The sequence below is a fragment of the Bradyrhizobium sp. CCGUVB23 genome, assembly GCF_024199885.1.
Lineage (GTDB): Bacteria > Pseudomonadota > Alphaproteobacteria > Rhizobiales > Xanthobacteraceae > Bradyrhizobium.
The window spans coordinates 1,833,746-1,858,781 of record NZ_JANADQ010000001.1; the positions used below are offsets into that span (position 1 = coordinate 1,833,746).

The window sequence follows — 25,036 nt, forward strand, 5'->3', positions numbered from 1 at the left end:
CATGTTGAAAAGCGAAGAGCTTTAGAGGCTCTTTTGTCGGCAGGCCCCCATAGCACTGGCGGCGCTGCAAATTTAGAGGCTGTTAGGGACCAGCAGCGAGTTTAGCGACGTTTTTGAGCATGATGCATGCGAAGGCGATGAGGTGAAGGTCGGCGAGGGTCTGAGCGCATCGCTCGTAGTCTTTGACGAGTCTTCGGAAGCGTGTGGCCCACGCGAAGGATCGCTCGACGACCCATCTCCTTGGGAGCAGCACGAAGCCGCGTTTGGCCTCCGACAGTTTTATGACCTCGAGAGCAATGCCGTGTTCTGCCGCCGCCGTTGCAGGCTTGTCGCCTGTGTAGCCCTGGTCAACGAAGGCGACTTCGACGCTCTGACCAGTCTCTGCCTGAATCGTCTTGGCGATCCGGCCAATCTCGGCGCGATCGTCGGCGTTGGCGGGCGTGACATGCAGCGCCAGAAGATGGCCGAGCGTATCGACGGCCAGATGCAGCTTCGAACCTTTCTTGCGCTTGGCTCCGTCGTAGGCGCCGCGGGCGCCACTCCGTCGAGCGCAGAGTTCGACTGTCGATGATGGCGGCGGTCGGCTGCGCGGGTCGTCCAGCCGCAAGGCGCAGGACGATGCGCAGATCCTCGGCCAGGGCCTCAAAACATCCCCCGCGCAACCACCTCTGCGCCTGTTGATAAACGATCTCCCACGGCGGCAAATCGTTCGGCATCCAGCGCCAAGGCGCGCCGGTCTTCACGATGTAGCGCAGGCCGTTGAACACCTCGCGAAGCGCGCGCGTTCGCTGCGAGGAGTCCTCGGGCAAAAGTGTCAGATAGGGGGCAACAAGCGCCCACTCGTCATCGGAAACGTCAGAAGGATAAGGCTCGCGGGGAATCGACATCCCGCAAACCTCAACCTCTATGGTTAATCAGTCCCTAACGGCCTGCTAGTTCAAGGCCGGGACCAAAAACTCAGAACCGAGTGGACATATGGGCACGCCCCATACCCACCACCCGGCTAACCGCGTTGACCTGCTGGCCGACGGATATGGAGCTTTCAAAAGTGAAGGCTCCTCGGCCGATCCACCATCCGGCGCTTCTCCCTCATGTCGCCACGGCGGCCCCATCAGACCCGGTAGACGCCGACCGCGTTGGCTTGCACGGGTCTGGCGCTACCCCGCACTGATCTCGTCCAGCGCGTCCGCTAGGGTCCTCAGAAACGGTTGATGCTAATCGTATTCATCAGACAGCAGCCAAGCCGGTAGACTGGCGACGTAACGGCTCAGAGCGATGACGCCCGTAAGCGTTGTGGGTTTGGAGTGGATGAGCACATCTGCGTACTCCTCGAGAGCCAACCTCGTTTTCTCGCTGATTGCGTCGGCGGCATCAAATTCGGGTCCTTCGACAAGTTTTGCGGATATGGATACCGCGGCATCGTGTTGCGCGGAAAGCTCACGGTGATGCTCGATCACATCAAAAATCGAATCTAATTCAGTCGCCATGGCGCATTTGCCCCAGGCCAAACGAGATCGGCACCAACCAATCCTGGTAGGTGGCTTGCGGCACTTCTCCGCGATACTCCTTGCTCGCTCCCTTGAGAATTGAGCCTCTCGGGAGCGAAGGTGGTCCGTCTTCCTAATCCTGGGCAAAGGCTGGCCACCGAAGTTTGCGGCGTGTGGTAGGGACAGCGCTTTCAGGGATCCAACGCGAGCGCCGAGTCATCGCCGCCAACTTCACTGGCAGCGCGAGCGCGCCGGGTGGCATCAACCTGACGATCTTGCTCTCGACCGCACGTTCGGTTCGAACTGCATCACAGACCTCGTTGACCTTTCTGGCGAGCGGCTTGGTGCCGGCCAGCGCGAAGACGTAATCGACGCCATTTTGTTGCTCGCAAAAAGTCATCGCCTCGGGGCAGGCGTAATGGCTGTTGCCGCGGAAGGTGATACGCGTATCGGGCCGGCGCCGGCGAATGCGCCGCACCAGGCGGCGCAGATGTGCTCGTACCTCGATGCCGCTCGGCGTCTTGCCTGGGCGCAGCATGACCGCAACAGGCCGGCTGTGCTCGGTGTCATAGACGTGGATCGGCAGGAAGCAGTGTTCGTCATAATGGGCATTGAACAGCGAGAGTTGCTGACGGCCATGCACCACGTCGACCGTGTCGTCGTCGAGCGTGATTGCGCTCGGCGCTCGCGCGTAGCTGTCCATCCATAAGTCAACCAGCGCATAGCTCAGCCGGATCACCCCACGCAGGTGTGGTGCATTCTCCAGGCGCGATAGCGTCGGCTGCGAACACAGATCACGGCCAGTGTCCGGCAGCCGGCCGCAGGCCAGCTTGAACGCCGGATCGCCGCGTAACCGATCGAGATCATTGCCATCCTCGTAGCCGCACGCGATGGCGAAGATGCGGGCGCGGATCATATCCCCAAGGCTGTGCACGATGCGTCCCGGATCGCGCCGCTCGGGGAATACGCAGGACAACTTCGCGGCCAAGCCGAGGCGCCGGTCCGCCATGGCCAGAGGCAGAACGAGGTATCCATTGTATTGGAGATACGCCACGCCAGAACTGCACGGCTCGCCCAGTCGATGATGGCAACGAGATAAAGAAAGCCACGGCCGATGGGCAAATACGTGATGTCGGCCGCCCACACCTGGTTCGGCCGGTCGATCGTCATGTTGCGCAGCAGATAGGGATAGATCTTGTGGCCCGGCGCCGGCTTCGTCGTGTTCGGCTTCGGTCCCAGCGCCGCGATGCCCATCTTGCGCATCAGGCGCTGCACGCGCTTGCGATTGACCTGAAGCCCCTCAGCCTTCCGCATCGCGGTCATTCGCCGCGAGCCCAGGAATGGCCAGGCGGTAAACAGCTCGTCGATCCGCCGCATCAGGGCAAGGTCGTTGTCGTTGGCCGGCCGGGGCGGCCGGTAGACGCCAGAGCGCGCGATGCCAAGCAACATGCATTGCCGGCGGATCGACAGCGCCTTGTCGGCGAGATCGAGCATTCCTCGACGCTCCGGCATGCTCATCTTCCGGACCTCCGCACTCAAAAATCGCGCTCGACTGTCAGTTGTCCAATCTTGGCGTGCAGCTTCTCGATCTCGCGTTCGCGAGCGTCCTCGCTCTCCCGCCCGACACCCGCGTCAAAGGCCCGGGCCGCCTGTTCCAGCAGTTGCTTCTTCCAGGCATAGATCTGGTTCGGGTGAACCTCGTAGCGCTGGGCCAAATCGGCCACCGTCGCCTGCTCCCGCACCGCCTCCAGCGCGATCTTTGCCTTCAGTGCCGCGCGATCTTGCGTCTCGTCTTCTTCGTCATTGCTCACTCCGTCTATCAGACGAAGCGGCCTTTTTCCAACTAAGCCTCTGGTCCCAAAATCGGGGTCCATTTCAGTGACTGATCGAAGCATTGGCGATAGCTGCCCCGTTGGTTGGCGCGCGCTTCTGTGGTCTCTGTAACGCCGCGAACCGAACTAACCGTTTCGAGGGGCGAGGCTTTGGTCTCGCCTCCCGCGTTGTTTGACATCGTCGATAGCGGACGGAGCCGGCGCCGTCGTAAAACAAACCGTCTGGCGGCTGGACGTGGTTCATCTTCGCTGTCAGCGCTTGGCGCGCTATTTGCTTGGTCACCTCTCCGCGCCGGCTCGGCGTGGTCGGCGGCAGCCAGGGAGGCCTGCTAGTGGGGACGGCCATCACCCAGCGGCCCGACCTTTTCAACGCGGCGATTGTGCAGGTGCCGCTGTTCGACATGCTTCGGTTCACCAAGCTGGGCGCGGGCGCCTCCTGGACCGGCGAGTATGGCGATCCCGCCATTCCCGAGCAGCGCGAGTGGATCAAGGCCTACTCGCCCTATCAGAAGTTGGTGCCGGGCAAGACCTACCCCGTCCTCTTCATCCTCACCGCCACCACGAACGACCGCGTGCATCCGGCGCACGGCCGCAAGGCTCGCTGCGCTGGGCCAGCCGTATTTCTACCATGAAAACATCGATGGGGGACATAGTGCCGCCGCCAATCTCATCGAAGATGCACGCCGGGTGGCCCTCGAATATACCTATGCATACCGGCGGCTTGTCGATCAGTGATGTCAACAGGACCAGCGGCTCGTGTTTAGTATATCTCCGCAGGCGCTGAAAATGAGCGAGATCGAGTCGGAGGCGTGTGCCGATGGTCAAGCTTTCTGAGGAATGATTCCAGCCGCCGCAACGCAGGGCTCTCACGGCAATCCCGCCCGTTTGCTTCATGTGCATGTAAGCGGACCACGGGCACAAAAGCGCGTCCAGCATGCTGTCCAGGAGATTAGATTAGGGTTCAGACTCAACGGCCAACTGTGCCTTGGCATAGTACATGCACGTCGACCGAACCGGTGGGGGCTACTGTCGCGTCAAATTGAGAGACCATAAGCAGCAGGACGACATCGCTGTTGAGCATGTTTAATCATCCTCAGTCGGTTCGCTGCTTGATTCAACCAGCGTAGCGAGCGACAGCAGGGATCGAGAAGCCGAGCAAAGAGTCCTACCCAAGAGTTTTGGGGCAACGACTGAGGCAGCGCCTTGTTCTGCATCGCAAATCTCAAATCGCGCCGCATGTCGCGGTCGGCTTTGAGACGCTCGTAGACGTGATGGCCACAACGACGAGCGCTTTGACCGAGCGAGAAGAGCTGGACGATTCCGAAGGATGTCCTCAGGATATCAAGAATGGGGCACTTCGGATAAGCTCATAACAGGTGGCCGATATCGTGTGATCAGTGAGCTGCCCGTCTATTTTCACCCATCGCGTGCAGGACGAGCAACCGGAGGATAAACAATGTCGGAAATCAGAGGTATTCCGTTCGATGCGCCCCTCTATCACGGAGATAGAGAGCATCACAGCGCGTTTCTTAAATGCCAAGCCATTCAAGCCATCTTTACAATTGCAAGCGACGTGCGGCGCCTATTACCAACGCAGCTAAGACCTGCCGCAAATCCCGTAGTCGGTATCGTAGGCATAGCAAGCTACGGCTCAAGCATGGTCGGACCATATCTGGAGCAATATTCTGGAATCGAGGTTCGTGATCCCGGTGGGGAGACCGGCTTCTATATCCCGTACATCTATGTGACCGCAAACGACGCTGCCCTCGCCTCAGGACGCGAAGCGCTGGGTGCTCCCAAAAAGTTTGCGCGCATCGCATTGACGCGGGAGAGTGGCCTAATTCAGGGGACACTTGAGCGTCCGGCAGGCAAGCGTCTGCTGACCATCACTGCTCAACCAGACTCGCGCCTGAAAGCAGCTGCACGGCAGACGTATTCGACACACACCAACTTCTATTCGATTCGGCATTTGCCTGCGATAAACCAATCCGGAAAAGGAGCCGTAACACAGCTCATAAAGTGGTGCACAGACCGAACGTTCCGGCGAGATGCGTTGGGCGAAGAGGTACTATTCACGGGCCCCGTTTCACTAACTTATGACTCGCCCTCAGTCATCGATCCCGTGCACAATTTGGTCGTTGGCCAGATCATGCTTGGGACGTACGAGGAGTACGATTCAAGGCTGCAGGCGGTTGATCTCCTTTCGAACGCATAAAACCTCCATTGCTGAAGGGACACTTTGGCCATGAACAGCCGACGATGGTAGCTTGAGAGCATGGGGAGTCGGCCTACCCTTCCGTTCGAAAGGAAGCTTGTAATCTAGGCGAACTGAGTCTCGCCTGAGCTGAGCTTCGCTTTTTGTCCCCCGTCTCAACCAATGTCGGGCTGAGTCCACAATGTCGCAAATCTGACACGACGGCCGACTTGGACACTGTGACACAACAGAAGTAGTGGCCAGAATCGTTTAGACAAACTTGCCTACTCTTGGCATGCGCATTGCTCGTGTTGGTTTGTCACACGATCGTTGGTAGCGTCGCACCAAGGTAAGAGCAGCAGCAGAGCATGGGAAATACATCCCATACCGCGGCAGAACTCCAAAGCTGTTCGAGGCCGCACCGGCTTTGGCGGGAGCATCATGCCGCATCCGAATTTGTAGTGGCTCACTGCCCGACTATCGGCTGGTTGAAACGAGCTCTCGTCTTCAATTATCTCGCCAGAGAACGGCATGTACTTTGCGTCTTCGTCCTGCGTCGAGCAGAGCGCATTGCTTTTTGCAATAGTTATCTCACTAGCATCGCCGGTGGCAATCGCCATCATCTGGCAGCTCCGCGAATTTACTATGATTGTCCTTCGGCGCAAAGCGCACCGAGTTTCGCGGCTGTCCAAGGGATACGATGCGCGGCGCCTCTTCCAAGACGACAAGGTATTTCATCGACACTGATCGATGCCCCCGGGGCAAGGACTATGTCATGGGACGTGTAAGCGAAAAGGTCATTCTGGTGACTGGCGCGGCGCGCGGGATGGGAGCGGCCCATGCTCGTTTGCTGGTTTCGGAGGGCGCTCGAGTCGTGGTCGGTGATATCATTGATGCAGACGGAGAGGCTCTCGCTTCCGAACTGGGCAATGCGGCCGTGTACGTGCACCAGAATGTTAGCGAGCCGAAATCGTGGGCAATGGCGGTCGCGGCCGCAGTGAGCACGTTTGGCGCGCTACATGGGCTCGTCAACAATGCGGGTATCGCCAGCATGGCTCCGATCGAGCAATTCCCACTCGATCAATGGAACAGAACCCTGGCGGTTAACTTAACCGGCGTATTTCTCGGCATGCAGGCCGCCTTACCAGCAATCCGGCGCTCCGGCGGAGGTTCTATCGTCAACGTCTCATCGGTCGAGGGGCTGCGAGGCAGCCCTGGCCTTCATGCTTATGTCGCCTCCAAGTTCGGCGTGCGGGGTGTCACAAAGTCGGCCGCGCTGGAGTGCGCGGCCTCCGGCGTGCGCGTTAACTCGGTTCATCCTGGGCTCGTCACCACGGCGATGAGCGAGAATTTGGATCCGGCCCTTTTTCCAATTCCATTGGGCCGGGCAGCCAATCCGCTGGAAGTGTCTCAGGCGGTCGCGTTCTTGCTTAGCGACGCGTCCAGCTACATGACCGGTGCCGAGATTGTGCTCGATGGCGGCTTGACGATCGGCGTCCCTTATAAAGGCGCGGCACTGGAGAATATGTTTTCGTGACATCAACCGACGTGCCGGCCCAATCGGAGAACACGCCATGTATTATAGCAGCGGAAACTACGAAGCCTTTGCTTGTCCCCGCAAGCCCGATACTGCAGACAAGAAGACCGCTTGGTTCATCGGTGCTGGCCTGGCGGCGCTTGCCGGTGCGGCCTTCCTCATTCGCGATGGCCATATGGCCGGAAACCGCATCACAATTCTGGAACGGTTGATGCTGCCGGGTGGTGCGCTCGACGGGACCAAGCAGCCCGAGAAGGGATTCGTTATTCGTGGTGGCCGGGAAATGGAGGACCACTTCGAGTGTCTATGGGATCTGTTCAGGTCGATCCCATCGCTCGAAGTGAAAGGCGCCAGCGTCCTCGATGAGTTCTATTGGCTGAACAAGGATGATCCGAACTACTCGTTGCAACGAGCGACGGTGAACAGGGGCCAGGATGTCCATACCGACGGCCTTTTTAACCTGACCGCCGACGCGCAAAGAGAGTTGATCACCATTTTTCTTGCTAATCCTCGGGACATGGAAAACAAACGTATCGATGAAGTCTTTGGGCAGGATCTTCTGAACAGCAATTTCTGGCTTTACTGGCGCACAATGTTCGCCTTTGAGGAATGGCATTCCGCGCTGGAAATGAAGCTGTACCTCCATCGCTTCATTCATCACATTGGCGGGCTTCCGGATTTCAGTGCACTGAAGTTTACCAAGTACAATCAATATGAGTCCCTCATTCTACCACTTTGTAGATGGCTAGCGAAGCGGGGTGTCGTTTTTCAATTCGGTGTTGAAGTCACTGACGTCGATTTCGAGATCCGACCGGGATTCAAGCAGGCCACGCGCGTCAGCTACCAGACGGACGGCGTCAGCGGCGGAATTGACCTTTGCGCTGACGATCTTGTCTTTGTGACCATCGGGTCTTTGACGGAGAACTCCGATACCGGAGACCACCAGACGCCCGCCAAGCTCAATGAAGGGCCTGCCCCAGCATGGGACCTCTGGCGACGTATCGCGGCAAAGAACACAGCGTTCGGCCGTCCCGAGGTTTTCGGCGGCAACATCCATGCTACCAAGTGGGAATCTGCGACCATCACGACCTTGGACGCGCGCATCCCGAAGTATATCCGCAAGGTCGCCAAACGCGATCCGTTTAGCGGCAAGGTCGTCACGGGAGGCATCGTTACCGCGAAGGATTCGAGTTGGCTGCTCAGTTGGACGGTGAACCGCCAGCCGCACTTCAAGCATCAGCCAAGAGACCAAATCATCGTCTGGCTCTATTCTCTCTTTGTGGACAAGCCCGGTGATTTCGTGAAGAAGCCGATGCAAGACTGCACAGGCGCGGAGGTTACGCAAGAATGGCTTTATCATCTTGGTGTGCCCATTGCGGACATACCGCAACTCGCCGAGACGGGCGCAAAAACGATTCCCGTCATGATGCCCTACGTCACCTCACTTTTCATGCCGAGGCAAACGGGCGACCGGCCAGATGTTGTACCAAAAGGAGCTGCCAACTTCGCTTTCATCGGACAATTCGCCGAGTCGGCCGAGCGAGATTGTGTATTCACAACCGAGTATTCGGTTCGCACCGCAATGGAGGCCGCCTACACGCTTCTCAACATCGACCGCGGAGTCCCGGAGGTGTTCAATTCGACTTACGATGTTCGCAAAATATTCGCTGCCATTGCTCGAGTGTCCGACGGGAATGAAATTCAGGTTGAACCAGAGTTTCTCAGCCAATTATTGCTCAAGACAATTGAGTCTACTAAGCTTGGAGGACGGATTGAGACCATGTCCAATTGACCGAAGAGCGGACACCCATGGCGTGTAGATACTAAGACACGGCAAGTCGATAAGCTGACAAATCTGCCGCAAACATGATGCGAACTGTGGATCTTGTCTTGGCACAAAGTGTGCGGGACTCGATGATGCCAGAGGCTGCTTCGCCCCATGGCTAGTGGTTCATCACAGTGATTTTGACTCTTTCGCGGTGGCTGGATAGGCGCGGCCGAGTTTGGCGCGGGCTTTATCAGTTGTGAACATCCATTTGATTCGGGCTCGGGTTTTATTCGTAAGCGCTCTGGCGTGTCGCTGGCGGGGCTGGCGTTGCAACACGGCGTGAACGCGAACCTGCTGCGCATGGGTGGCCAGCCATAGCTCCTTCTAGCCAACTGACGATTGCTTCTATTGGCGACATCGATTTAGCTCTTTGCAGCCTTGATTGTGCTCGTGACTGGCAGGGTAGGCGCTGAGGCCAATTTGGCTCAGAGAAGATCGTGCTGTTCAACTACAAGAATTTGTAGGTAACGGAAATCGGCTATGGGTTTAGCTTCCGAACATCCGTCGCGGTGACGGTCGCTTCGGACTCGCAGCGGAGAGGGCTCCAATCATGGAGTGCCTTGCGCGATGCCAAGCTACCTTGCCAACTATGACTTATAAGGAACCCATCCCGATCCACACGAGATCTTCCTGGACAAGGCGCTAGGGCGCGGCTGGTAGGTCTGGAAGGTAGTGATGACTATTGATGGCACCTACCTGATGCCACCCTGGCATAGCCAAACTATGTCGAATCGCGGTTACTAAACAACGGAAAACAGCAAATGACGAAATGGGTCTTTAGAACAAACGAAGGTCAAGCTCAGATATTTCCCACCCGGAGAGGTTTCGCTCTTGTGTTCGATGACAAGACGTTGGGGCTCTACGCTTCACCGGCTGCAGCGGCAAAAGATTTATCCAATGGCAGATGCGCGTGGCCCTTCGCAGGGGCCCCATCCAAGATGGGCATTCCGGAGAAAATCGGCGAGTGGCAATGGGTGCCCTAGTTATGTTTTCCTTCTCGATCATCGTAGCTGCCGGTTCTAAATAACGCACCACGGGCGGGCGCAGGCGGGTTGCGTCACGGCTTGGGCGCTTGGCTTGGAGATTTGGCCCATTCGTCGAACTGAGATGCTGTTTCTGCCTGTTGGGCTTTGATGAGCAAGCTATTGCGCTCCGGCCCCGGGGGCAACCGCGGCGCCTTGTCCCGCGCCTCTTTCGCAACTGCCGTCATCCGTTCATGCAGCGATTTGCCGATCCGACCTCGTCTCACCGTGGGACACTCCGCGAGCGGTTATGATGCAATTAAGTATAGGTAGATAGGAGGTCGCGTACGCCTACGAAAGTTAGTAGGCCATATGATGCAGTTTGATCTGATACGCATTGATGGTTGCGGTGCGGTCGCGGAGCTAGAGAAATGCCGATGTGTCGCGGAGCTATGGGCATGCTGAGACCTAAAGAATATCGCGAACTAGCTCAGATCTACAGGGACATGTCGAGAGCCGGTGATGTGTCGCCTAGGCGATTGTGCGTCTTGGTCAGCATCTCCAAAACATATGCCAAGTTGGCCGACCAATGTGAGATCCTAGACAACATCGCCAAAGATGAAGACTGCAACCACCACAGTCATTGATCAAATCATGCTCACGCGCCCGGAGTACGAGGCGGCTATCGCCTTTATCTTCCGAAGAAATAGACTGAGGATCGCGATCGGCGGCGCAAGGTGGTGGGCATTCCTGCCGAAGTCGGCTTCCGGACCAAGCCGGAGATCCCGCTGGGCAGTTGCAGTGGGCGTGTGCCATCGGCCTGCCGGCCAAAGCTTGGCGCACCATCACGTGGCGGCAAGGAACGAACGAAAAGCTCAGCTCGCGCTTTGCCCGCGTGCGTGTCCGTGCCGCGCACCGTGATTATTGCAAACCGCCCAGCGGTTAGAGGAATGGTTGCTGATCGAATGGCCGAAAGGCGAGGACCAGCCTACCAAATACTGGCTCTCGACATTGCCGCAGGATGTGGCATTCCGAACTCTCGTAGAGACGGCTAAATTGCGCTGGCGCATCCTAGCGTAAATCTACGCTCTAACGCTGGTATCCGTTGCCATGCGGATTGACGAGGCGAGAAGAGAGGTCAGCGAGGTTGTGGGCGCGCGTTTTCGACGAGATGGATCGCCTCAGTGTAATGCTGATTGACTGATTGGGGCATGGCCTATAGTTAGCTCGCACTGGAGTTGTAATCCTGCTGCAGTACGGGGACCTCTTAGCGCCATCGAACAGCACTGTGCTGCCGGGCTGCAAAGGCTGCCTTGGCAACCGCGCCTGGCTCGTGGGCTGGGCACCGGAGAGCCCCAATCTCGCTCATTTTAAAGCGCGTCCCGAAGATGCGCTATCGGTCTCGCGAGCCTCCGATTCGGCTTCGATCCGGGCATACGTTTGAGTAATATGGTGCGTAGTAAGCTGGAAACCCTGCGCTCTCGCCTCTTGAATGTCTGCCAACCGACCATCACGGGGTAGTGCAAGGCGAGAACTGATATTGAAGTGAGGATACCGTCCTTTGATCCTCGGGTGAATTTCGGCCGCAACTTCCACGTCCGCAGACGAAATGTATCTACCGCCCCATCTTTCGATGATGTGTTTAATTGGGTACGCTCGCTTCAACGTTCTCTTGGTCGTGGTTTGCGCATCGAGCCATTCGTAGGCGATCCTGATGCAGTCGTCATGTTCGTGGACATTGTTCTGTCGCTGATAGCGGACGTGGTTCTTGGCTTCGGCGATTTGCTGGGGCGTGAGCATGCGATCGAAAATCCTTTTAGTCGGTTCGATGAGGCAGAGTAAGGTTCATCCACGCCCTTCCTAACTATGCAAATGATTTGTGGGGTTCGGTAACATCGTTTCACTTTCTTGCTTTTGTTTTTGACTGTGGGATTGTGGGCAGCGCGGTAGCGCTGTCCATCAAATCCACAGGCCCCCGATGTTTCGCGTGAAGATGCGCCTTGGCTGGATCAGGCTTTACGAGGCAACGGGCGATGCCGGTCTCGTCTGTCGACGCTGCGGCACTCCGCGTCCGACCTTGCGCAAATGGTTGCGCCGTTTCCAGGAAGCCGGCGAGGCTGGGCTGGTCGAGCGCAGCCGCCGACCACTGCGCCAGGCGAAGCAGAAGGTCTTCGAGTCCGAGGAGTCGTTGATCCTGTCGCTGCGGCGTGAGCGCAAGCTCGGGATCAAGCAATTGCGCAACGAACGTAAGCGGCAAAGAGACCCCATCTAGCGGAGTGGGTGAGCGATGGGCTATCGGCTGCTGAGTTTGTGAGCCGATTGTGAGCTTCTATGTCTGCGCCTAGTTCTGGAACTAGAACCTTCCATATGATCGAAGCCGTCGCCGAGCGTCTTGAGGGAGCGCCGCGGCAGCTTCGCCGACGCTGGTCGGACGAGTTCAAGGCGCAAGTTGTGACAGAGGCGCTGGAGCCTGGCGCGAGCGTATCGGCGATCGCCCACCGGATCGGCATGCAACCCGTCGCATCTGTTCGCTTGGCGCCGTGATGCTCGGGCTGAGCAGCTTTATCGCTCGCGGCACTCTGGTTGCGAGGGTGCGGTGGCTTCTGTGGCAGACGCAGTGATCGAGATTGCCATTGGCGAGATCGTCGTGCGCGCCGGCATGGATGTCGACGAGGCGCACTTGCAGCGGGTGATCCGGGCGGTCCGTTCGGCATGATTCCCTCTGGTGTGAAGGTGTTCCTGGCCAGCCATCCAGTCGACTTCCGCAGGGGTATCGATGGCCTTGTTGCGCTTGTGCGCGATGCCGGCTCAGATCCGTTCGACGGTGCGCTTTATGTCTTCCGGGCCAAGAGAGCCGATAGAATAAAGATCGTATGGTGGGATGGCTCCGGCGTGTGCCTCTATTTGAAACGTCTTGAAAAGGCGAAGTTCTGTTGGCCGCGGATCGGGCATCATCGGGTACAGCTCAGCCCGGCGCAGTTGATGGCACTGGTCGAATGCATATGGGGATATCCCTGCTGGTGAGTCTGATGAATCATCGGCTGAGGTGATCCAGGTTCTGGATCCGCGACATCCTCTGTATGGGCGCACATTCCGTGTGATCCGCCGTTCGACCCATGTGGGCGGCAACCTACCGCCATCCTATGAAGTCGAGCACCGGAGAGGGTCGAGTTTATTCATCTCGATTGCGGCGACAGAACAGTGTGATTTAGCGAAGAATCAGACCAAACTGAGCATCGAGTCGCTGCAGGATCTGGTTTCAGTGGCTGAATGTCTCAACGAGCATGAGTGTAGACCCAAAGGATCTCTGGATGCTGCTAACGCCGGCCTTGCGGCGTCAGATCATCGACGATGTCGCCGCGGTTCTGGCGGAGGTCTTTCATGAAGTCCGAACTGGTCAAACCGATGCACCTGGCGCGCAAAGCGGTCGTTTACATTCGACAGTCGACGCCCCACCAGATGGTGAGCAATCAGGAAAGCCTGCGACTACAATACGCGCTTCAGCAACGCGCTCACGAACTTGGATGGCATAAGGCTGATATCGAGGTGATTGACGCTGATCTCGGTCTGAGCGGCGCGTCTGCGGCTAAGCGGAGTGGCTTCAAGGAGCTTGTTGGTCGTGTCGGGCTCAATGAAGTAGGTTTGATCCTGTCGATCGACGTGACGCGCCTGGCGCGCAACTGTTCCGACTGGTATCCACTCCTGGACATCTGCGGGCTGCAGGGTTGTCTCATTGCGGATCGAGACGGTGTCTATGATCCCGGCAGTGCGAATGGTCGCCTGCTGCTTGGGTTGAAAGGGACGATATCGGAGCTCGAACTACACACGATCCGTAGCCGCCTGACGGCCGGACTTCTTGCAAAGGCCGAGCGCGGCGAGCTCGCGCTCACCTTGCCGATCGGCTTCATACGTGATCCGAGCGGTGTGGTCGTTAAGGATCCCGACATCGCGGTCCAGGAGCGGCTTGGGCTCGTGTTCCAGATGTTCCTGAGCTTCCGTACCGTGGCCAAGGTCATGCGTGTATTGAACGATCGCAAACTCGACCTACCACGCCGCGACCGACATGGCGATCTACGTTGGGCACAAGCAACACTGGCGGCGGTATCGACGATCCTGAGGAATCCCGCCTATGCTGGCGCCTTTGTTTACGGACGAACCCGCACCCGCGCTGGGAGACGTGAAGGTCGTTCATCAATCAAAATCGCCCGACCGATGGAGGACTGGCGGATTGTCGTTAAGAATCGATATCCCGCCTATATCGACTGGCTGACGTATGAAAAGATCCGCTTTATCATCAGAGACAACCGAGCCGAATACATGCGTATCAAAACAAGAGGAGCTCCTCGCGACGGTGATCTTCTGCTACATGGCATTGCCTGGTGTGCACGCTGTGGCCACAAACTGTACGTGCGCTACAAGAGTGGCGGTGAATACGTCTGCAATCACCTGCACACCCACAAGGGCTTGCCGGCATGCCAGCACATCCGTGCCGCGCGCATCGACGCGGCTGTGGCTGATGCGTTTTTGACGGCGCTCGCACCGGCCGAACTTGACGCACTCTCGAAGGCCAGGCGTGCCCAGCATCAGACGGATGCGGCGCTGCGCGCCAGCGCCGAACGCCAACTCGAACGGAAGCGTTATGCTGCGGCACTGGCCGAGCGTCAGTTCAATCGGGTCGATCCCGACAATAGGCTTGTTGCCAGTGAACTTGAGCGTCGATGGGAGGCAGCCTTGAACGAAGTCCGGGCGGCCGAGGAAGAACTCACCCGACAAGCTCCTCCCCAGCCCGTCGCTTCAATGGTGATAGGCAAGGTCCTCCACAGCAAGGTTGTTAGTCTCGCCGGCCGTCTGCCGCAGATATGGACGGACGCATCGACGACCGACGCGCAGCGCAAAGCTCTGCTGCGCTGCCTCGTTGAGAAGGTCGTTCTTGATCGCGGTGAACGTGACATCGCTCGGGTCAGGATCGTCTGGCGCGGCGGCGCAGTAAGCAATCTCGAAGTGAAGATGAAGGTCAACTCCTTCGCTATGCTCACGCGGGGGATGGAAATGCGCAATCGTCTGCTCGATCTGGCCCGTGACGGTATGCCCGACGATGAGATCGCCGCCGTCCTAACCAGCGAGGGGCATCGCTCGCCAAACTGTGCCGACAGGGTTCTGCCAATCACGGTGCAGCGGACTCGGCTTGCCGCCGGAATCAGGGTCGCCGTGCAGCGCAATAGGTGGTCCCACGCATCCAACTTGCTTAGCCCGCCGGAATTAGCTGCCAAGCTGAAGATTCCCGTCAACTGGCTCTATGTGCAGATCAGGCACAAGCGTCTTCTGATCGATCGTCATTCAACAGGAGCCTACCTCTTCCCCGACAAGCCGTCAGTGCTCAAGGCAATCCAAAACCTGCGAAACCACACTCTCAGTCGCGTAGATCTCAGAATCTGTCCGCCTCACCAGGAGGGGCATCAACATGCGTAATCGGTGGATGGGATGGATTGGAAGCGGGTCCGGACCGTGGCGGTCAAGCCGCCGGAGATTGTTGGGTAAAAGCACTGCGGCGAAGTGAACAGTGAGCTGAAAGGGCGAGAGAACCGGAGCAAAATGTGCTCTGGTCGGGCCAATGACGCCGCCCGATCTCGACCTCCCGAATGACGTAGAGACGCTGAAGGCCATGGTGCTTGCCATGGCTGGGAAGGCGGCCCGCGCCGATGCTCTGGAGAGCGAGGTCGCCGATCTCAAGGTCCGCAACGCCGATGCCGATGCGCGCATTGAGCGGCTGACGCAGATCCTGAAGGCCTTCGACCGCGCCCGGTTCGGCCGGCGATCGGAAAAGCTCGGCTCTGCGTGCGGTGACGATGAACAGCAGGCCTTCGTCTTCGAGGAGATCGAGACCGGCATCGCGGCGATCAAGGCCTAGGTCAGCAAGGGTCGAGCGCAAGCGGACGGCGAGCGTGCACCTCGTCGGCGCAAGGGCTTTGCGCCCCATCTGGAACGGGTCGAAACCGTCATTGAGCCGGAAGAGCTGGCTGAGCATGCCGGCAAGCAGAAGGTGCTGATCGGCGAGGAAGTGTCGGAGCGTCTGGATGTGGTGCCGGCGAAGTTCCGTGTGATCGTCACGCGCCGTCCCAGGTATGCCTTCAAGAACGAGGACGGCGTAATCCAGGCGCCGGCCCCCGCCCATATCATTGAAGGTGGCATTCCGACGGAAGCGCTTCTGGCCCAGATCGCCGTCTCCAAATATGCCGATGGTCAGCCGCTCTACCGGCAGGAAGCCATCTACGCCCGCGACAAGGTCGAGCTCGACCGCAAGCTCATGGCGCAATGGACGGGCAAGCTCGGCTTCGAGCTGGAGATTTTGGCCGACTACATCTTCAGCGAGGTCAAGAAGGCCGAACGGGTCTTTGCGGACGAAACCACCTTGCCGACGCTCGCACCCGGCTCCGGATCGACGAAGACGGCCTACTTATGGGCCTATGCCCGAGATGACCGAACCTTTGGTGGCAGTGGTCCCCCGATGGTGGCTTATCGCTTTGAAGACAGCCGCTCCGGCGAATGCGCGGTCCGGCATCTCCATGGTTATCGGGGTATCCTGCAGGTGGATGGCTACGCCGCCTATAACAAATTGGCGCGCCCCGATCGCGGCAATGATGGCATCACATTGGCCGGCTGTTGGTCACACAGCGGGCGCAAGTTCTACGAACTGCATGTTGCGGGGAGCTCGATAGTGGCAACGACGACGCTCGAGCGGATGGCAAAGCTCTGGCAGGTCGAGAAAGCCGTGCGCGGTCAAAGCCCCGACGCACGCGTTGCCGCGCGCCAGCAAGCCTCCGCGGCGGTCGTCGCAGATCTCCTCGATCTCTGGGAGCAGACCCTGCGGCGCATCTCCGGCAAATCAAAACTGGCCGAGGCGATCCGCTACGCCGTCTCGCGCCGTGCCATGTTCGAACGCTTCCTGACCGATGGTCGCATCGAGCTCGGTAGAGTCGACGACTGGCGCGGTGACCGTAGGTCGCGAGGCTTTACTGGTCCGGCTGCTTTCGCCAGTTGCCGGTGTCGCAGTTCGCACCATAGTTCCGTTTCCAGTCGCCGCTCGTCAAACCGGGCATGCAGATTTCCCGCACCCGGCTTTCACTTGTCTCATCAAGCCTTCGCACTCGATCGGTCGTTACGACGAGTCGGGATGCGGAAGAGTTTGAGCGTATCGTGCAGGTAATCCTGCGGATACTCTTTGAAGCCCCTGCCACGTTTTCCTGCTCGTTGTATCAACCAGTGCCGCAGACGCCGATCGACGTATTGCCTGATGAAGTCATAGGTCTTCATGACAGGACCTTGGTCGAAGTAGCCGCACCAGCCACGAAGAAAGCGACTGATGACGACGACAGTGTTCTCCGGTGTGTCCGGGTACCACTGCGGCGTCGTGCGTTCGTGGATTCGTCGGAGCAATCTCATGACCGCCTTCTTGGACGGACGCGTGCCGATGAAGGCTTGTCCGTCCTTTCCGTAGAACCGCCCGATCGTGTAGCCCAGGAACGTAAATCGTTCCGTCGGCAACAGAGCGATGCGGGTCTTGGTCTCGTTCACCTCCAGCCCGAGCCTGTTCATCAGTACCGTCATTCGCTTCCTCGCCGCCTCGGCTTGACCGGGGCGGCAGCAGATCACGAGATCGTCGGCATAGTTGACGACGTAGGCGTCGAGTTGTTCTTGGTGTCCGTGGTCGCGCCAGGCCAGCAGAAAGCGTCGAAAGTAGATGTTCGCCAGCAAGGGACTCAGGGGAGAGCCTTGCGGGGTCCCTTTCTTAAACTTGCGCGCATCTGCCGTCCGTATCGTCCGTCTTCCGCTCCGTTCGACCACCGGAGCTGTCAACCAGCCTTTTATGGTCGAGAGGAGTCGTCCGTCGGCGATCCGTCGTGTTAGGCATCGCATCAGCGGGCCGTGTGGAATCGACGTAAAATAGTCGCGTAGATCTGCATCGACTACCTCGCGGCGTCCCCGGTCCTTGATGTGCCAAAACACGCGGCGCACGGCCATCTTGGCGTCCAGCTTCGGACGAAATCCATACTGGTTGTCCAGCAGGTCCGCGTCGAAGATGGGACCGATCACTAAGACCGTGGCCATCATGACGACTCTGTCACGAATACACGGAATTCCGAGTGGTCGGCGTCCGCCATTGCTCTTTGGTATCCATACTCTCAGAAGGGGCTTGGGATGGTAGGTGCCATCCTTCAGCTCCTGTCTGATACTTTCCAGCCATCGCTCTTGTCCCTCGGTTTCAATCTGTTCGAATGTTATGCCGTCCACCCCGGGGGAGCCGTCGTTTTCACGACACCTTTGGTAAGCTTCTTCCATGACATCCGATCGGCAGATTTTGTCCCACAGGGAGTAGAAGCGGTATGCCGGTTCGGTCTTAGCTTTCGCCTGTAGCGAGCTCTGCAGCTTCTGAACGCTTAGTTCCGGTGTTGCTAGACTCATCGTCAATCGCCGTGCTCTCCGCTTCGTTCTCGCTTAATACAAGTCAGGGCCCCTTCCCTCTTCCGGCGTTACCCGGTGTCATAGGTAGTACGGACCCATCCGCCATCTGCCGCCGCCGACGCTGGCCCTCACGGGTTCGTCGTTGTCCGGACTCATCATCCTTCGTCGGCAGCAGACTTCCCTTGTTGCCCACTGTCCATGTCCCGCGCGTGCTGTCACCACTACTCCGGTGGGATCCTGGGGTGCTTTTCTCGCTCGCTTCCCCCCGGACGCCGGCCTTCCCCGTTAGTATGGCGGGTCGACTCCCACGATGACGCTTTCGGAGCCTGCTCAGTGTTCACTCGCAAGTTGCGGCCCGCGCGGACCGATGACCCCCAAAAGGGGCCTTTTCTCAGAGTGCTTCAGGTCATTCGTCGCCTCCTGACCCGCTCCGAGTACTTCCGGCTGGAGCGAGAGTTTGCCGGCCTGGATTTTCACCAGGGAGAACAGTGCGCCTTGGCAAGGCACACATTCGAACATCGTCGAACGCGCCATCAGGCCGCAAACAATTACGAGAAAAAATAGTCTCGTCGCTGGTAGTGACGGCGGCGGACGGACCTGGGCGAGCGTCGCCACACTGCTGCAGACAGCGAAGATGAACCACGTCGATCCGTTCGCCTGGCTCACCCTAACGCTTCAGCGTATCGCCAACGGTTGGCCGAGTAGCCAAATCGACGCGCTTACGCGGCGCCGCCCGCATACCGCCCTCGGCGGTGGCACGCCTATCGATCGCGTCTGCGACCTGTCGAACGTTACCCCGTTCACAGACCAAGTGGAATCCCGCTTCGACCTTACAAAAGAGCGGATCAGAATCCCGGAGTATCGCTTTGATCAGGCGCTCGCTGCGCTGAAATGATGTGACCAGACCCTACAAATGATTTTGTGTAGCGCTGGACTCCCCGCGCCCCCGAGGGATGAGCACGCCCGCCCTTGTCGCCATCAGCCCCCCTGGGGCGTATAGAGGGCTATCCTAACCCTAACTTACAGTGATTTACCTAGCCTCCACTTCTGTCTCTCCCATCGATATCTTCATCCACCGCTACCCGCTCAACCACTGTCTGGGGGGCTGTTCCGTCTGCGAGGAGGTCCAATCCCTGAGAGCGCTAGACGTCAGGCAGGCGTCGGCCAGCTCTCGCCAAGATTTCCCGACTTCGATCCACTTGTTTTTGCGGGCGGGCAAACCGTCAAGCATTCTTCGCGCATGAGAAGCCAGACGCATAGTATCAGAATTCGGTGCGTGCTCAGGCGCTTCGAGAGCTTTACGAAGGGCCTTTTCGGAGAGCCTCCACCCGAAGTCGGTAAACCTGTCTTCCGCGAAATACTCAAAACAGACTCGGAACGTCAAAGCGCGGCCAACGACCGTATAGGCTTGCAATCCCACCTCGCTCAACCAATGTCGGAGAAACTCCACCTGCTCGTGGCTGCCGAGGTCGACAAGGTCGGCACCGTCGAACATCAAAAGCGCCGCCATGCCGGCGATCTCGACTTGTACTTCTCCGTCCTGCTTTTCGAACCAATCGTTAATGATCATCAATGGCGTCATCGGCTGGCCCAACATCGACCTCTGTGCCCACCCACCAGGGGTTTGGTGGAGCGGAAACACATTGAGCAGCGGCAACTTCACGCCGTCCGCCATGGCATCGAGCTTCGGCCCCAATTTCATTTGGCCAACGCCTTCCGGTCCGCCTCGAAGGCCTCTTGATCTTTCGGATCTGCTTGGTCAAACAAAGACTCTGGGGCATAGGTCGCGATACGCTTGGCCAGGAACGAGCGCGGCTCCCAATCTTGCCCCTCGCGCTTCTCGAAAATGATGACATCGCGGGTAGAATAACCGGCCCCCTGACCATCGCAGTCGACCGAAAGCTGAACGCGCCACAAGCCGTCCTTGACCGTTTGGACCGTTTGTTGCTCGTCCACTGTCGGCAAGTAGTGCACGTTAGCACCATCGCCCACAGTGCAACGACTGCGCCGCAGAAGATCGCCGAGCCTGCCTTGCGCTGTCGTCACGAAGTTAAAGTTAGCGGGATCATGCAGAAAGCGCCGGCCCACCCCTGTTTCGTTGCCGGTGACCTCGTCAGCAAGAAGTGAGAGTGCGAACGCGCGCCAGCCTAGTTCCATGGGTTTTGCATACAGCGTCACAAGTGTCACTGTGCCATCGCGTCCCACCTCCCAGGTCACCGCAGAGTCGTCTTCTGCTTTATCAGTCGGGTGTTTGGCCCACGAGAGCACAACCGGCTCGCCCGTGTCGGTCTTCCGGCCATGCTCCCATCTCCTGGGAACGAAGTGTGCGACCTTCGCGGCCCTGGCGAAGATTTGCTCCGCCGTCTCACCGTCCTGCGCGCGCCAAGTTGATCGAACCTGGTCGATCAGCGTGTTATCTTCCGCGCGCACGTCATCGCCCTGACCGGCCAGCCCGCCCCGCAAATTCCGTAGGCCAAGACTGAAACTAAGTCCAAGACCGAGACAGACACAGAGACAGAGACAGAACCAAAACAAAAGCACACGCCTATCGGTCATTTTCTCTACCCCACGCAGCCGGTCCTGATATCCGCTTCGGATTTGTATCCCGATGAGATCCGCAAGGCGCCTACCAGAGTTGGTTGGTCACGATGCCGGCCCGCCTGGACCACTCCCGCTCCGGGCTGGCCCGGATCGTCGAATGAAGTTTCAGGAAGCGCTACGGCGCGCGGGTTCTGGTCCCGGCTGTCGAAATCGAGCGCTATCTGGCAACGCTGGCCGACACCGCGAGCGAACACAAGCCGCCCCGACGTGACCCGCGCGGTGGCTGGAATGCCATCCCCGTTGGGGCCGGCATCGCAAATTGCCTCATCGGCTCCGCCCACAATAGGGACTAAAGCGCGGACATCATCCATGGCGGCGTAGATACCAAGACATGGGCATGTCGAAAAGCTGTCAATTCCGACGCAAACATGATGCGAACCGTGGATCTTATCTTGGCACAAAGCGTGCAGGACCCGATGATGCCCGAGGTTGCTTCGCCCCGTGGCTAGTCGGCATCGTGCTCAGCGATCGTTGACTAGGGAAGTTAGAGGGTGTGTGACTCAGCGCTTCCTCATTCGACCTCGGTGCGGAGTCATGTGGCCGCTAATTTCTCCGGCAGCGCGGGCGGACAGGGACAGGCGTCCTCTCGCTGCGGACTGTCCAGTCGCGCCCGCGCTGCTCTCTTGAGGGGGTACCGAACCGTCAGGTTTCAGACACTTGCGCATTGAAGCGGGCGCGCCGAACAGGAAAACAGACAGAACAGAAAGTGGGCAGTTAAGGTGGCACGCTCTTTGCTTCGCCGGGCGAACATCGCTGGTCTTGCAGGGGCTGCGATGCGGAGGGCGGACCCGGTAGTTTCAGGGCTCTACCGGGCCGCCCGGTCTATCGCTCGCGAGACTATAAGGAGCAATATGTTGAAGTAGCTTCAGCGGCGATCGCGTTCGCGCATGCGCCCGATCGCGAAGTCCTCGCCGTGTATGAACATGAGGGCCACGATTACAACAGGATCAGTGTCTGCGTAGTCGGGAACATAGCTAACGGTTACGACTTCGACAATGAGTGCCACGTCATGGGTGCGCTACCGAGTATCTACCACTTCGGTGCGGATTCACACTGGCTGCTAAGACCTAAACGTCCACGATTCGACAGCGGCTTTGATTATTGCACCTCAACCCATTTCTCGGTGAGAGTGACAGACAACGGCGTCCAGATGGTCGATTGGCGGAAGAATTGCTTTCTCACATACACCGTCTGGTGGGCGGTAGCTCACGCGATCGAATTCGGAGCTACGCGATGGAAATCACGTCGGTAGAAATCACGCTAGCTATTGGCGCCGTGCTCGTTTATTCCGCGATCGTGATCGCTTGCTTGCGGGCACTTCGGTGAAGCGGCGCCACGATGGAAAAGTATCTGTGCTCGTATGATTTGGAAGAAGCCTTCGCGGAGGAAGCTTTCGCGCCGCCCCACCCTGTGTTTTTGAAACAGGCCGTGGCGCACGGCTGGGAGGCTTGGTTGCTCGGCAGCAACAACCTATGGTACCGCCTTCCATATACGACCTTGCGGGGCACGTTTGCGGATATGGCCACTGCCGAGCTTGCATTGGAGGCGACCCGCGCTGCGACCGAGCCGAGATGCGAAGTCCAGTCACCATCAACAAATGGATTATCGTGCAGTATGACTCCGCTCGCTTTAGTTCCAATGAGCGGTGAGAGGTGGAAAAGGGATGTGGCGGCTATCTGGGCGTCCTGCGCGAGGCCCTCCCGGTCCGGAGCCCTTTGAGCGAGCTAAGCACGCCTCGCCTCCATTAGGGTGGAGTCGAGCGTTCATCACTTGATTGCTCCCGATATCCACCAAGCGCAGTGCGTACGAGGATTTTGACATCCAAAAGTATGCTCCAATTGTCAATGTACCATAGATCGTATTCAACACGCTTCCGCATGAGGTCGATCGTGCGAGTTTCTCCGCGGTAACAGTTAACTTGAGCCCAGCCGGTCATGCCAGACTTCACGCGATGTCGGAGAGCGTAGTTGCTAATGAGTCTTTCATACTCCACATTGTGAGCGACTGCATGCGGTCGGGGTCCGACCAGCGACATATCGCGCCTCTGAGTACATTTATGAGCTGCGGCAGTTCGTCGATCGAGTGCTTGCGCAGCCATTTGCCGAGGCTCGTCACGCGGGGGTCATGTTCCCCGGCCTGCACGATCATTGGGCCATCGTCGACTGTTCGCATGGTGCGGAACTTCAAGATTCTGAAAACACGTCCGTTGAAGCCCACGCGGTTTTGACGGAAAATCACCGAACCTTTTGACGTCACCGCAATCAGGGTCGCCGTCACCAACATCGCACCGACAAAAATGATCAGAGCGAGGCTTGCGCCCCACCAGATCAAGCGATCGCTTCAACGTCCGCTGGTTCCAGCGGAGAGGTATTCGGCGCCGATTTCGCCGTACGGGCTTTGCTGACATGCCGACCGGCATGCGCATCAGTCGAACGAAGGGTTCGAATTGCAACGCGTTCGGGATGCGATCGGATCGCGTATGTTTTTCAGGAGAAGATGTTCCCGATCCTGTTCGCGCGCGCATCAGCGATAGGCGCTGACAAACCGACAATTCCGTTTCTACCTCCCCGCAACCGAATGCGCGCGGGTCCGAGGATTCGGGACGCATGTCATGCCTAACGAAACAGCGCTCAACTTCCCCGATGAGGTACTCTTTGCTGGGTCGACTACGTTGATCCGGGGCAGGTGCGGCGATTGAACGACGAGAAGCGGCTCAAGGTCTGCCGTCACCGCGATGACCGTCGCCGACGACATCTCTAAGGGCGACGGTCTAGCTTAGTTAGCTGCCTATTGTCGGTTAAAGGCACCACCGAGGCCGATCGTTTCGGCGTCGAAATTGGCGAGCCCGCCGAAGCTCTTGAGCCGTTTGAATTCCTGGCTGTCTGAGGTCAAAGTGAGGGCGACATAGCCGGCGTCGTCATCCAGGCCGGTCGGTACCGTGACCGTGGTTGGTCCGGTGCTGTTCTTGAAATGGTAGTGACCGGTCGCAGGATAGTTGTGGCCGTTATAGCTGATGGAAGCCGAGGTAATCTGGCCATTCGAATCGTTGGCCTGAGCAATTACGAGTTTCGCTCCAATGTTGTCGTTCACATACGTGCCCTGAAGTTTGGACATTGTACTGCTCCTTACGGATGAAGTGGCACCACACAGCAGGCTGCCGACCAAGATAGTGTGTTAAGAAACGTCCTGCGAAGCACCTACCAAGATTAGTGGGCCTGCGGTCTCAGGCATGAAATATCGTGATCGTCTCTGAGGAAAGATTGTCTAGCTCTCCGTGTGATGGAACACTTCCGTTCCGGCGAAGATCAATATGTCGGGGCGACCGCGCCACCCCAGCGGTAATTCACGCGGACCAAACCAATATCGACGTCCTGACCGATACGGGCGGTCCCTGCAAAAGCGCCCGCCGGGACATCCACGAGTCCGGGCGAAAAAACAAAGTCCACGTCCCGATGACCCATAAACAGGTGATCGTACTCAACACCGATGGACCAGTTCGGAACGAAGCCAAATTCAAGGCCCGCCCCTACCGTACCGCCCCAACGAGTTTCGCTGCCGTTGTCGATGGTTAGCCCAGACCCAAAGTCGAAAACCCGGTACTTATCACGAGCGACCGCAGCTCCGCCTTTCACGTAGAGCAGCACGTTATTCCAAGCATAGCCAACTTGGCCCGTGAACAGGCCAAATGCATCAAGCTTGGATTCATCCTGGACGCCTGCGAAAGCGAGGTTGCTGTTGGATCCCTTAAAATCGGACCAGTTGCCCTGCGCCTCCAAGCCGAACACCGAGTTTGCTATTTGCCAGCGATAGCCGATTTGACCGCCGACCGTGCCTCCCGTCGCATTATGGCACCCCATCCCAACGGGCGGAGCGACGACCACGCCGCCGGCGTTGACCACGTCCCAACATTGATGCGCGGAGCCGCCGCCGCCATTGATGCCGATGTAGAAGCCGCTCCAATCATACATTGGAATGGCCGTTGGGGGCGGCGCTTTGACATAGGGCCGCGCGGCAAGATCAGCCGCAGAGGCAGGAGCGGCCAGCGCGATGAAGGCTATCGTGCCCAGCAGGACTCTTTTCATTCTCTAAAACCCCAACCCCCAGCTTCGTATCGACTTCCTCGCGGTGTATTGGA

The 25,036-nt window shown here is 58.4% G+C and carries 18 protein-coding genes and 7 pseudogenes; 12 read left to right on the forward strand and 13 right to left on the reverse strand.

The window, feature by feature from the left end:
- Nucleotides 1-82: 82 nt before the first annotated feature.
- The 5 genes and pseudogenes from NLN62_RS08535 to NLN62_RS08555 form a co-directional block, all read right to left on the reverse strand.
- Nucleotides 83-887, reverse strand: a pseudogene (locus tag NLN62_RS08535) (IS5 family transposase).
- 327 nt (nucleotides 888-1,214) lie between these two features.
- Nucleotides 1,215-1,487, reverse strand: coding sequence for a hypothetical protein (locus NLN62_RS08540; protein ID WP_254108379.1), 273 nt, complete (start codon nucleotides 1,485-1,487; stop codon nucleotides 1,215-1,217).
- Between the two features lie 274 nt (nucleotides 1,488-1,761).
- Nucleotides 1,762-2,523 (reverse strand): annotated as a pseudogene (locus tag NLN62_RS08545) (IS1380 family transposase); the annotation flags it as partial.
- A 41-nt stretch (nucleotides 2,524-2,564) separates the two neighbouring features.
- Nucleotides 2,565-3,005, reverse strand: a pseudogene (locus NLN62_RS08550) (IS3 family transposase); the annotation flags it as partial.
- Between the two features lie 17 nt (nucleotides 3,006-3,022).
- Nucleotides 3,023-3,298 (reverse strand): transposase, encoded by a 276-nt coding sequence (locus NLN62_RS08555; protein WP_254108380.1) that lies wholly within the window; start codon nucleotides 3,296-3,298, stop codon nucleotides 3,023-3,025.
- Nucleotides 3,299-3,621: 323 nt separating this feature from the next.
- Between NLN62_RS08555 and NLN62_RS08560 the strand changes: the two genes are divergently transcribed.
- Both NLN62_RS08560 and NLN62_RS08565 read left to right on the forward strand, forming a co-directional pair.
- A complete protein-coding gene (locus NLN62_RS08560; protein ID WP_254113386.1) occupies nucleotides 3,622-3,951 on the forward strand; it encodes a prolyl oligopeptidase family serine peptidase in 330 nt (109 codons plus the stop codon).
- A gap of 824 nt (nucleotides 3,952-4,775) precedes the next feature.
- The gene (locus tag NLN62_RS08565) at nucleotides 4,776-5,534 is read left to right on the forward strand and encodes an acetoacetate decarboxylase family protein (protein ID WP_254108381.1); all 759 of its coding nucleotides are present in this window, start codon (nucleotides 4,776-4,778) and stop codon (nucleotides 5,532-5,534) included.
- Nucleotides 5,535-5,797: 263 nt separating this feature from the next.
- Here NLN62_RS08565 and NLN62_RS08570 read toward each other — a convergent pair whose 3' ends face one another.
- Nucleotides 5,798-6,136, reverse strand: coding sequence for a hypothetical protein (locus NLN62_RS08570; protein WP_254108382.1), 339 nt, complete (start codon nucleotides 6,134-6,136; stop codon nucleotides 5,798-5,800).
- Between the two features lie 152 nt (nucleotides 6,137-6,288).
- Between NLN62_RS08570 and NLN62_RS08575 the strand changes: the two genes are divergently transcribed.
- The 9 genes and pseudogenes from NLN62_RS08575 to NLN62_RS08615 form a co-directional block, all read left to right on the forward strand.
- Nucleotides 6,289-7,050 carry a glucose 1-dehydrogenase gene (locus tag NLN62_RS08575; protein WP_254108383.1) on the forward strand — a complete coding sequence of 254 codons (762 nt, stop codon included), beginning with the start codon at nucleotides 6,289-6,291 and terminating at the stop codon, nucleotides 7,048-7,050.
- Nucleotides 7,051-7,087: 37 nt separating this feature from the next.
- Nucleotides 7,088-8,842: an oleate hydratase gene (locus NLN62_RS08580; RefSeq protein ID WP_254108384.1), complete on the forward strand. Its 1,755-nt coding sequence runs from the start codon at nucleotides 7,088-7,090 to the stop codon at nucleotides 8,840-8,842.
- Between the two features lie 1,809 nt (nucleotides 8,843-10,651).
- Nucleotides 10,652-10,911 (forward strand): annotated as a pseudogene (locus tag NLN62_RS08585) (IS701 family transposase); the annotation flags it as partial.
- 501 nt (nucleotides 10,912-11,412) lie between these two features.
- Complete coding sequence (locus NLN62_RS08590) at nucleotides 11,413-11,682, forward strand: hypothetical protein (protein ID WP_254108385.1); 270 nt, start codon at nucleotides 11,413-11,415, stop codon at nucleotides 11,680-11,682.
- A gap of 151 nt (nucleotides 11,683-11,833) precedes the next feature.
- Nucleotides 11,834-12,103 (forward strand): annotated as a pseudogene (locus NLN62_RS08595) (helix-turn-helix domain-containing protein); the annotation flags it as partial.
- 104 nt (nucleotides 12,104-12,207) lie between these two features.
- Nucleotides 12,208-12,384: a transposase gene (locus NLN62_RS08600; protein WP_254108386.1), complete on the forward strand. Its 177-nt coding sequence runs from the start codon at nucleotides 12,208-12,210 to the stop codon at nucleotides 12,382-12,384.
- A gap of 183 nt (nucleotides 12,385-12,567) precedes the next feature.
- Complete coding sequence (gene tnpB, locus NLN62_RS08605) at nucleotides 12,568-12,864, forward strand: IS66 family insertion sequence element accessory protein TnpB (protein ID WP_254108387.1); 297 nt, start codon at nucleotides 12,568-12,570, stop codon at nucleotides 12,862-12,864.
- A 357-nt stretch (nucleotides 12,865-13,221) separates the two neighbouring features.
- Nucleotides 13,222-15,309, forward strand: coding sequence for a recombinase family protein (locus tag NLN62_RS08610; protein WP_254108388.1), 2,088 nt, complete (start codon nucleotides 13,222-13,224; stop codon nucleotides 15,307-15,309).
- A 142-nt stretch (nucleotides 15,310-15,451) separates the two neighbouring features.
- Nucleotides 15,452-16,807: pseudogene (locus tag NLN62_RS08615) on the forward strand (IS66 family transposase); the annotation flags it as partial.
- Nucleotides 16,808-16,971: 164 nt separating this feature from the next.
- Here NLN62_RS08615 and ltrA read toward each other — a convergent pair.
- Nucleotides 16,972-18,300 carry a group II intron reverse transcriptase/maturase gene (gene ltrA / locus NLN62_RS08620; protein ID WP_254113388.1) on the reverse strand — a complete coding sequence of 443 codons (1,329 nt, stop codon included), beginning with the start codon at nucleotides 18,298-18,300 and terminating at the stop codon, nucleotides 16,972-16,974.
- 511 nt (nucleotides 18,301-18,811) lie between these two features.
- On the opposite strand from ltrA, the pseudogene NLN62_RS08625 reads away from it, so the two are divergent.
- Nucleotides 18,812-19,021: pseudogene (locus NLN62_RS08625) on the forward strand (transposase domain-containing protein); the annotation flags it as partial.
- A gap of 357 nt (nucleotides 19,022-19,378) precedes the next feature.
- Here NLN62_RS08625 and NLN62_RS08630 read toward each other — a convergent pair.
- The 6 genes from NLN62_RS08630 to NLN62_RS08655 all read right to left on the reverse strand — a co-directional run bounded on the left by NLN62_RS08630 (nucleotide 19,379) and on the right by NLN62_RS08655 (nucleotide 24,983).
- Nucleotides 19,379-20,002 carry a hypothetical protein gene (locus NLN62_RS08630; RefSeq protein WP_254108389.1) on the reverse strand — a complete coding sequence of 208 codons (624 nt, stop codon included), beginning with the start codon at nucleotides 20,000-20,002 and terminating at the stop codon, nucleotides 19,379-19,381.
- A complete protein-coding gene (locus tag NLN62_RS08635; RefSeq protein WP_254108390.1) occupies nucleotides 19,999-20,730 on the reverse strand; it encodes a nodulate formation efficiency C protein in 732 nt (243 codons plus the stop codon). Before NLN62_RS08635 ends, NLN62_RS08630 begins: the two co-directional genes overlap by 4 nt.
- 1,915 nt (nucleotides 20,731-22,645) lie before the next feature.
- The gene (locus NLN62_RS08640; protein WP_254108391.1) at nucleotides 22,646-22,936 is read right to left on the reverse strand and encodes a sugar transferase; all 291 of its coding nucleotides are present in this window, start codon (nucleotides 22,934-22,936) and stop codon (nucleotides 22,646-22,648) included.
- Nucleotides 22,846-23,232: a sugar transferase gene (locus NLN62_RS08645; protein WP_254108392.1), complete on the reverse strand. Its 387-nt coding sequence runs from the start codon at nucleotides 23,230-23,232 to the stop codon at nucleotides 22,846-22,848. Before NLN62_RS08645 ends, NLN62_RS08640 begins: the two co-directional genes overlap by 91 nt.
- Before the next feature lie 456 nt (nucleotides 23,233-23,688).
- Nucleotides 23,689-24,015 (reverse strand): hypothetical protein, encoded by a 327-nt coding sequence (locus NLN62_RS08650; RefSeq protein WP_254108393.1) that lies wholly within the window; start codon nucleotides 24,013-24,015, stop codon nucleotides 23,689-23,691.
- A 191-nt stretch (nucleotides 24,016-24,206) separates the two neighbouring features.
- The gene (locus tag NLN62_RS08655; protein WP_254108394.1) at nucleotides 24,207-24,983 is read right to left on the reverse strand and encodes an outer membrane protein; all 777 of its coding nucleotides are present in this window, start codon (nucleotides 24,981-24,983) and stop codon (nucleotides 24,207-24,209) included.
- Between the last annotated feature and the right edge of the window lie 53 nt (nucleotides 24,984-25,036).

Coding starts and splice junctions, on each gene's coding strand:
- NLN62_RS08540 (WP_254108379.1), bottom strand. CDS start 1,487: ATGGCGACTGAATTAGATTCGATTTTTGATGTGATCGAGCATCACCGT.
- NLN62_RS08565 (WP_254108381.1), top strand. CDS start 4,776: ATGTCGGAAATCAGAGGTATTCCGTTCGATGCGCCCCTCTATCACGGA.
- NLN62_RS08570 (WP_254108382.1), bottom strand. CDS start 6,136: ATGATGGCGATTGCCACCGGCGATGCTAGTGAGATAACTATTGCAAAA.
- NLN62_RS08575 (WP_254108383.1), top strand. CDS start 6,289: ATGGGACGTGTAAGCGAAAAGGTCATTCTGGTGACTGGCGCGGCGCGC.
- NLN62_RS08580 (WP_254108384.1), top strand. CDS start 7,088: ATGTATTATAGCAGCGGAAACTACGAAGCCTTTGCTTGTCCCCGCAAG.
- NLN62_RS08600 (WP_254108386.1), top strand. CDS start 12,208: ATGATCGAAGCCGTCGCCGAGCGTCTTGAGGGAGCGCCGCGGCAGCTT.
- NLN62_RS08610 (WP_254108388.1), top strand. CDS start 13,222: ATGAAGTCCGAACTGGTCAAACCGATGCACCTGGCGCGCAAAGCGGTC.
- ltrA (WP_254113388.1), bottom strand. CDS start 18,300: ATGAGTCTAGCAACACCGGAACTAAGCGTTCAGAAGCTGCAGAGCTCG.
- NLN62_RS08630 (WP_254108389.1), bottom strand. CDS start 20,002: ATGAAATTGGGGCCGAAGCTCGATGCCATGGCGGACGGCGTGAAGTTG.
- NLN62_RS08640 (WP_254108391.1), bottom strand. CDS start 22,936: ATGTCGCTGGTCGGACCCCGACCGCATGCAGTCGCTCACAATGTGGAG.
- NLN62_RS08650 (WP_254108393.1), bottom strand. CDS start 24,015: ATGTCCAAACTTCAGGGCACGTATGTGAACGACAACATTGGAGCGAAA.
- NLN62_RS08655 (WP_254108394.1), bottom strand. CDS start 24,983: ATGAAAAGAGTCCTGCTGGGCACGATAGCCTTCATCGCGCTGGCCGCT.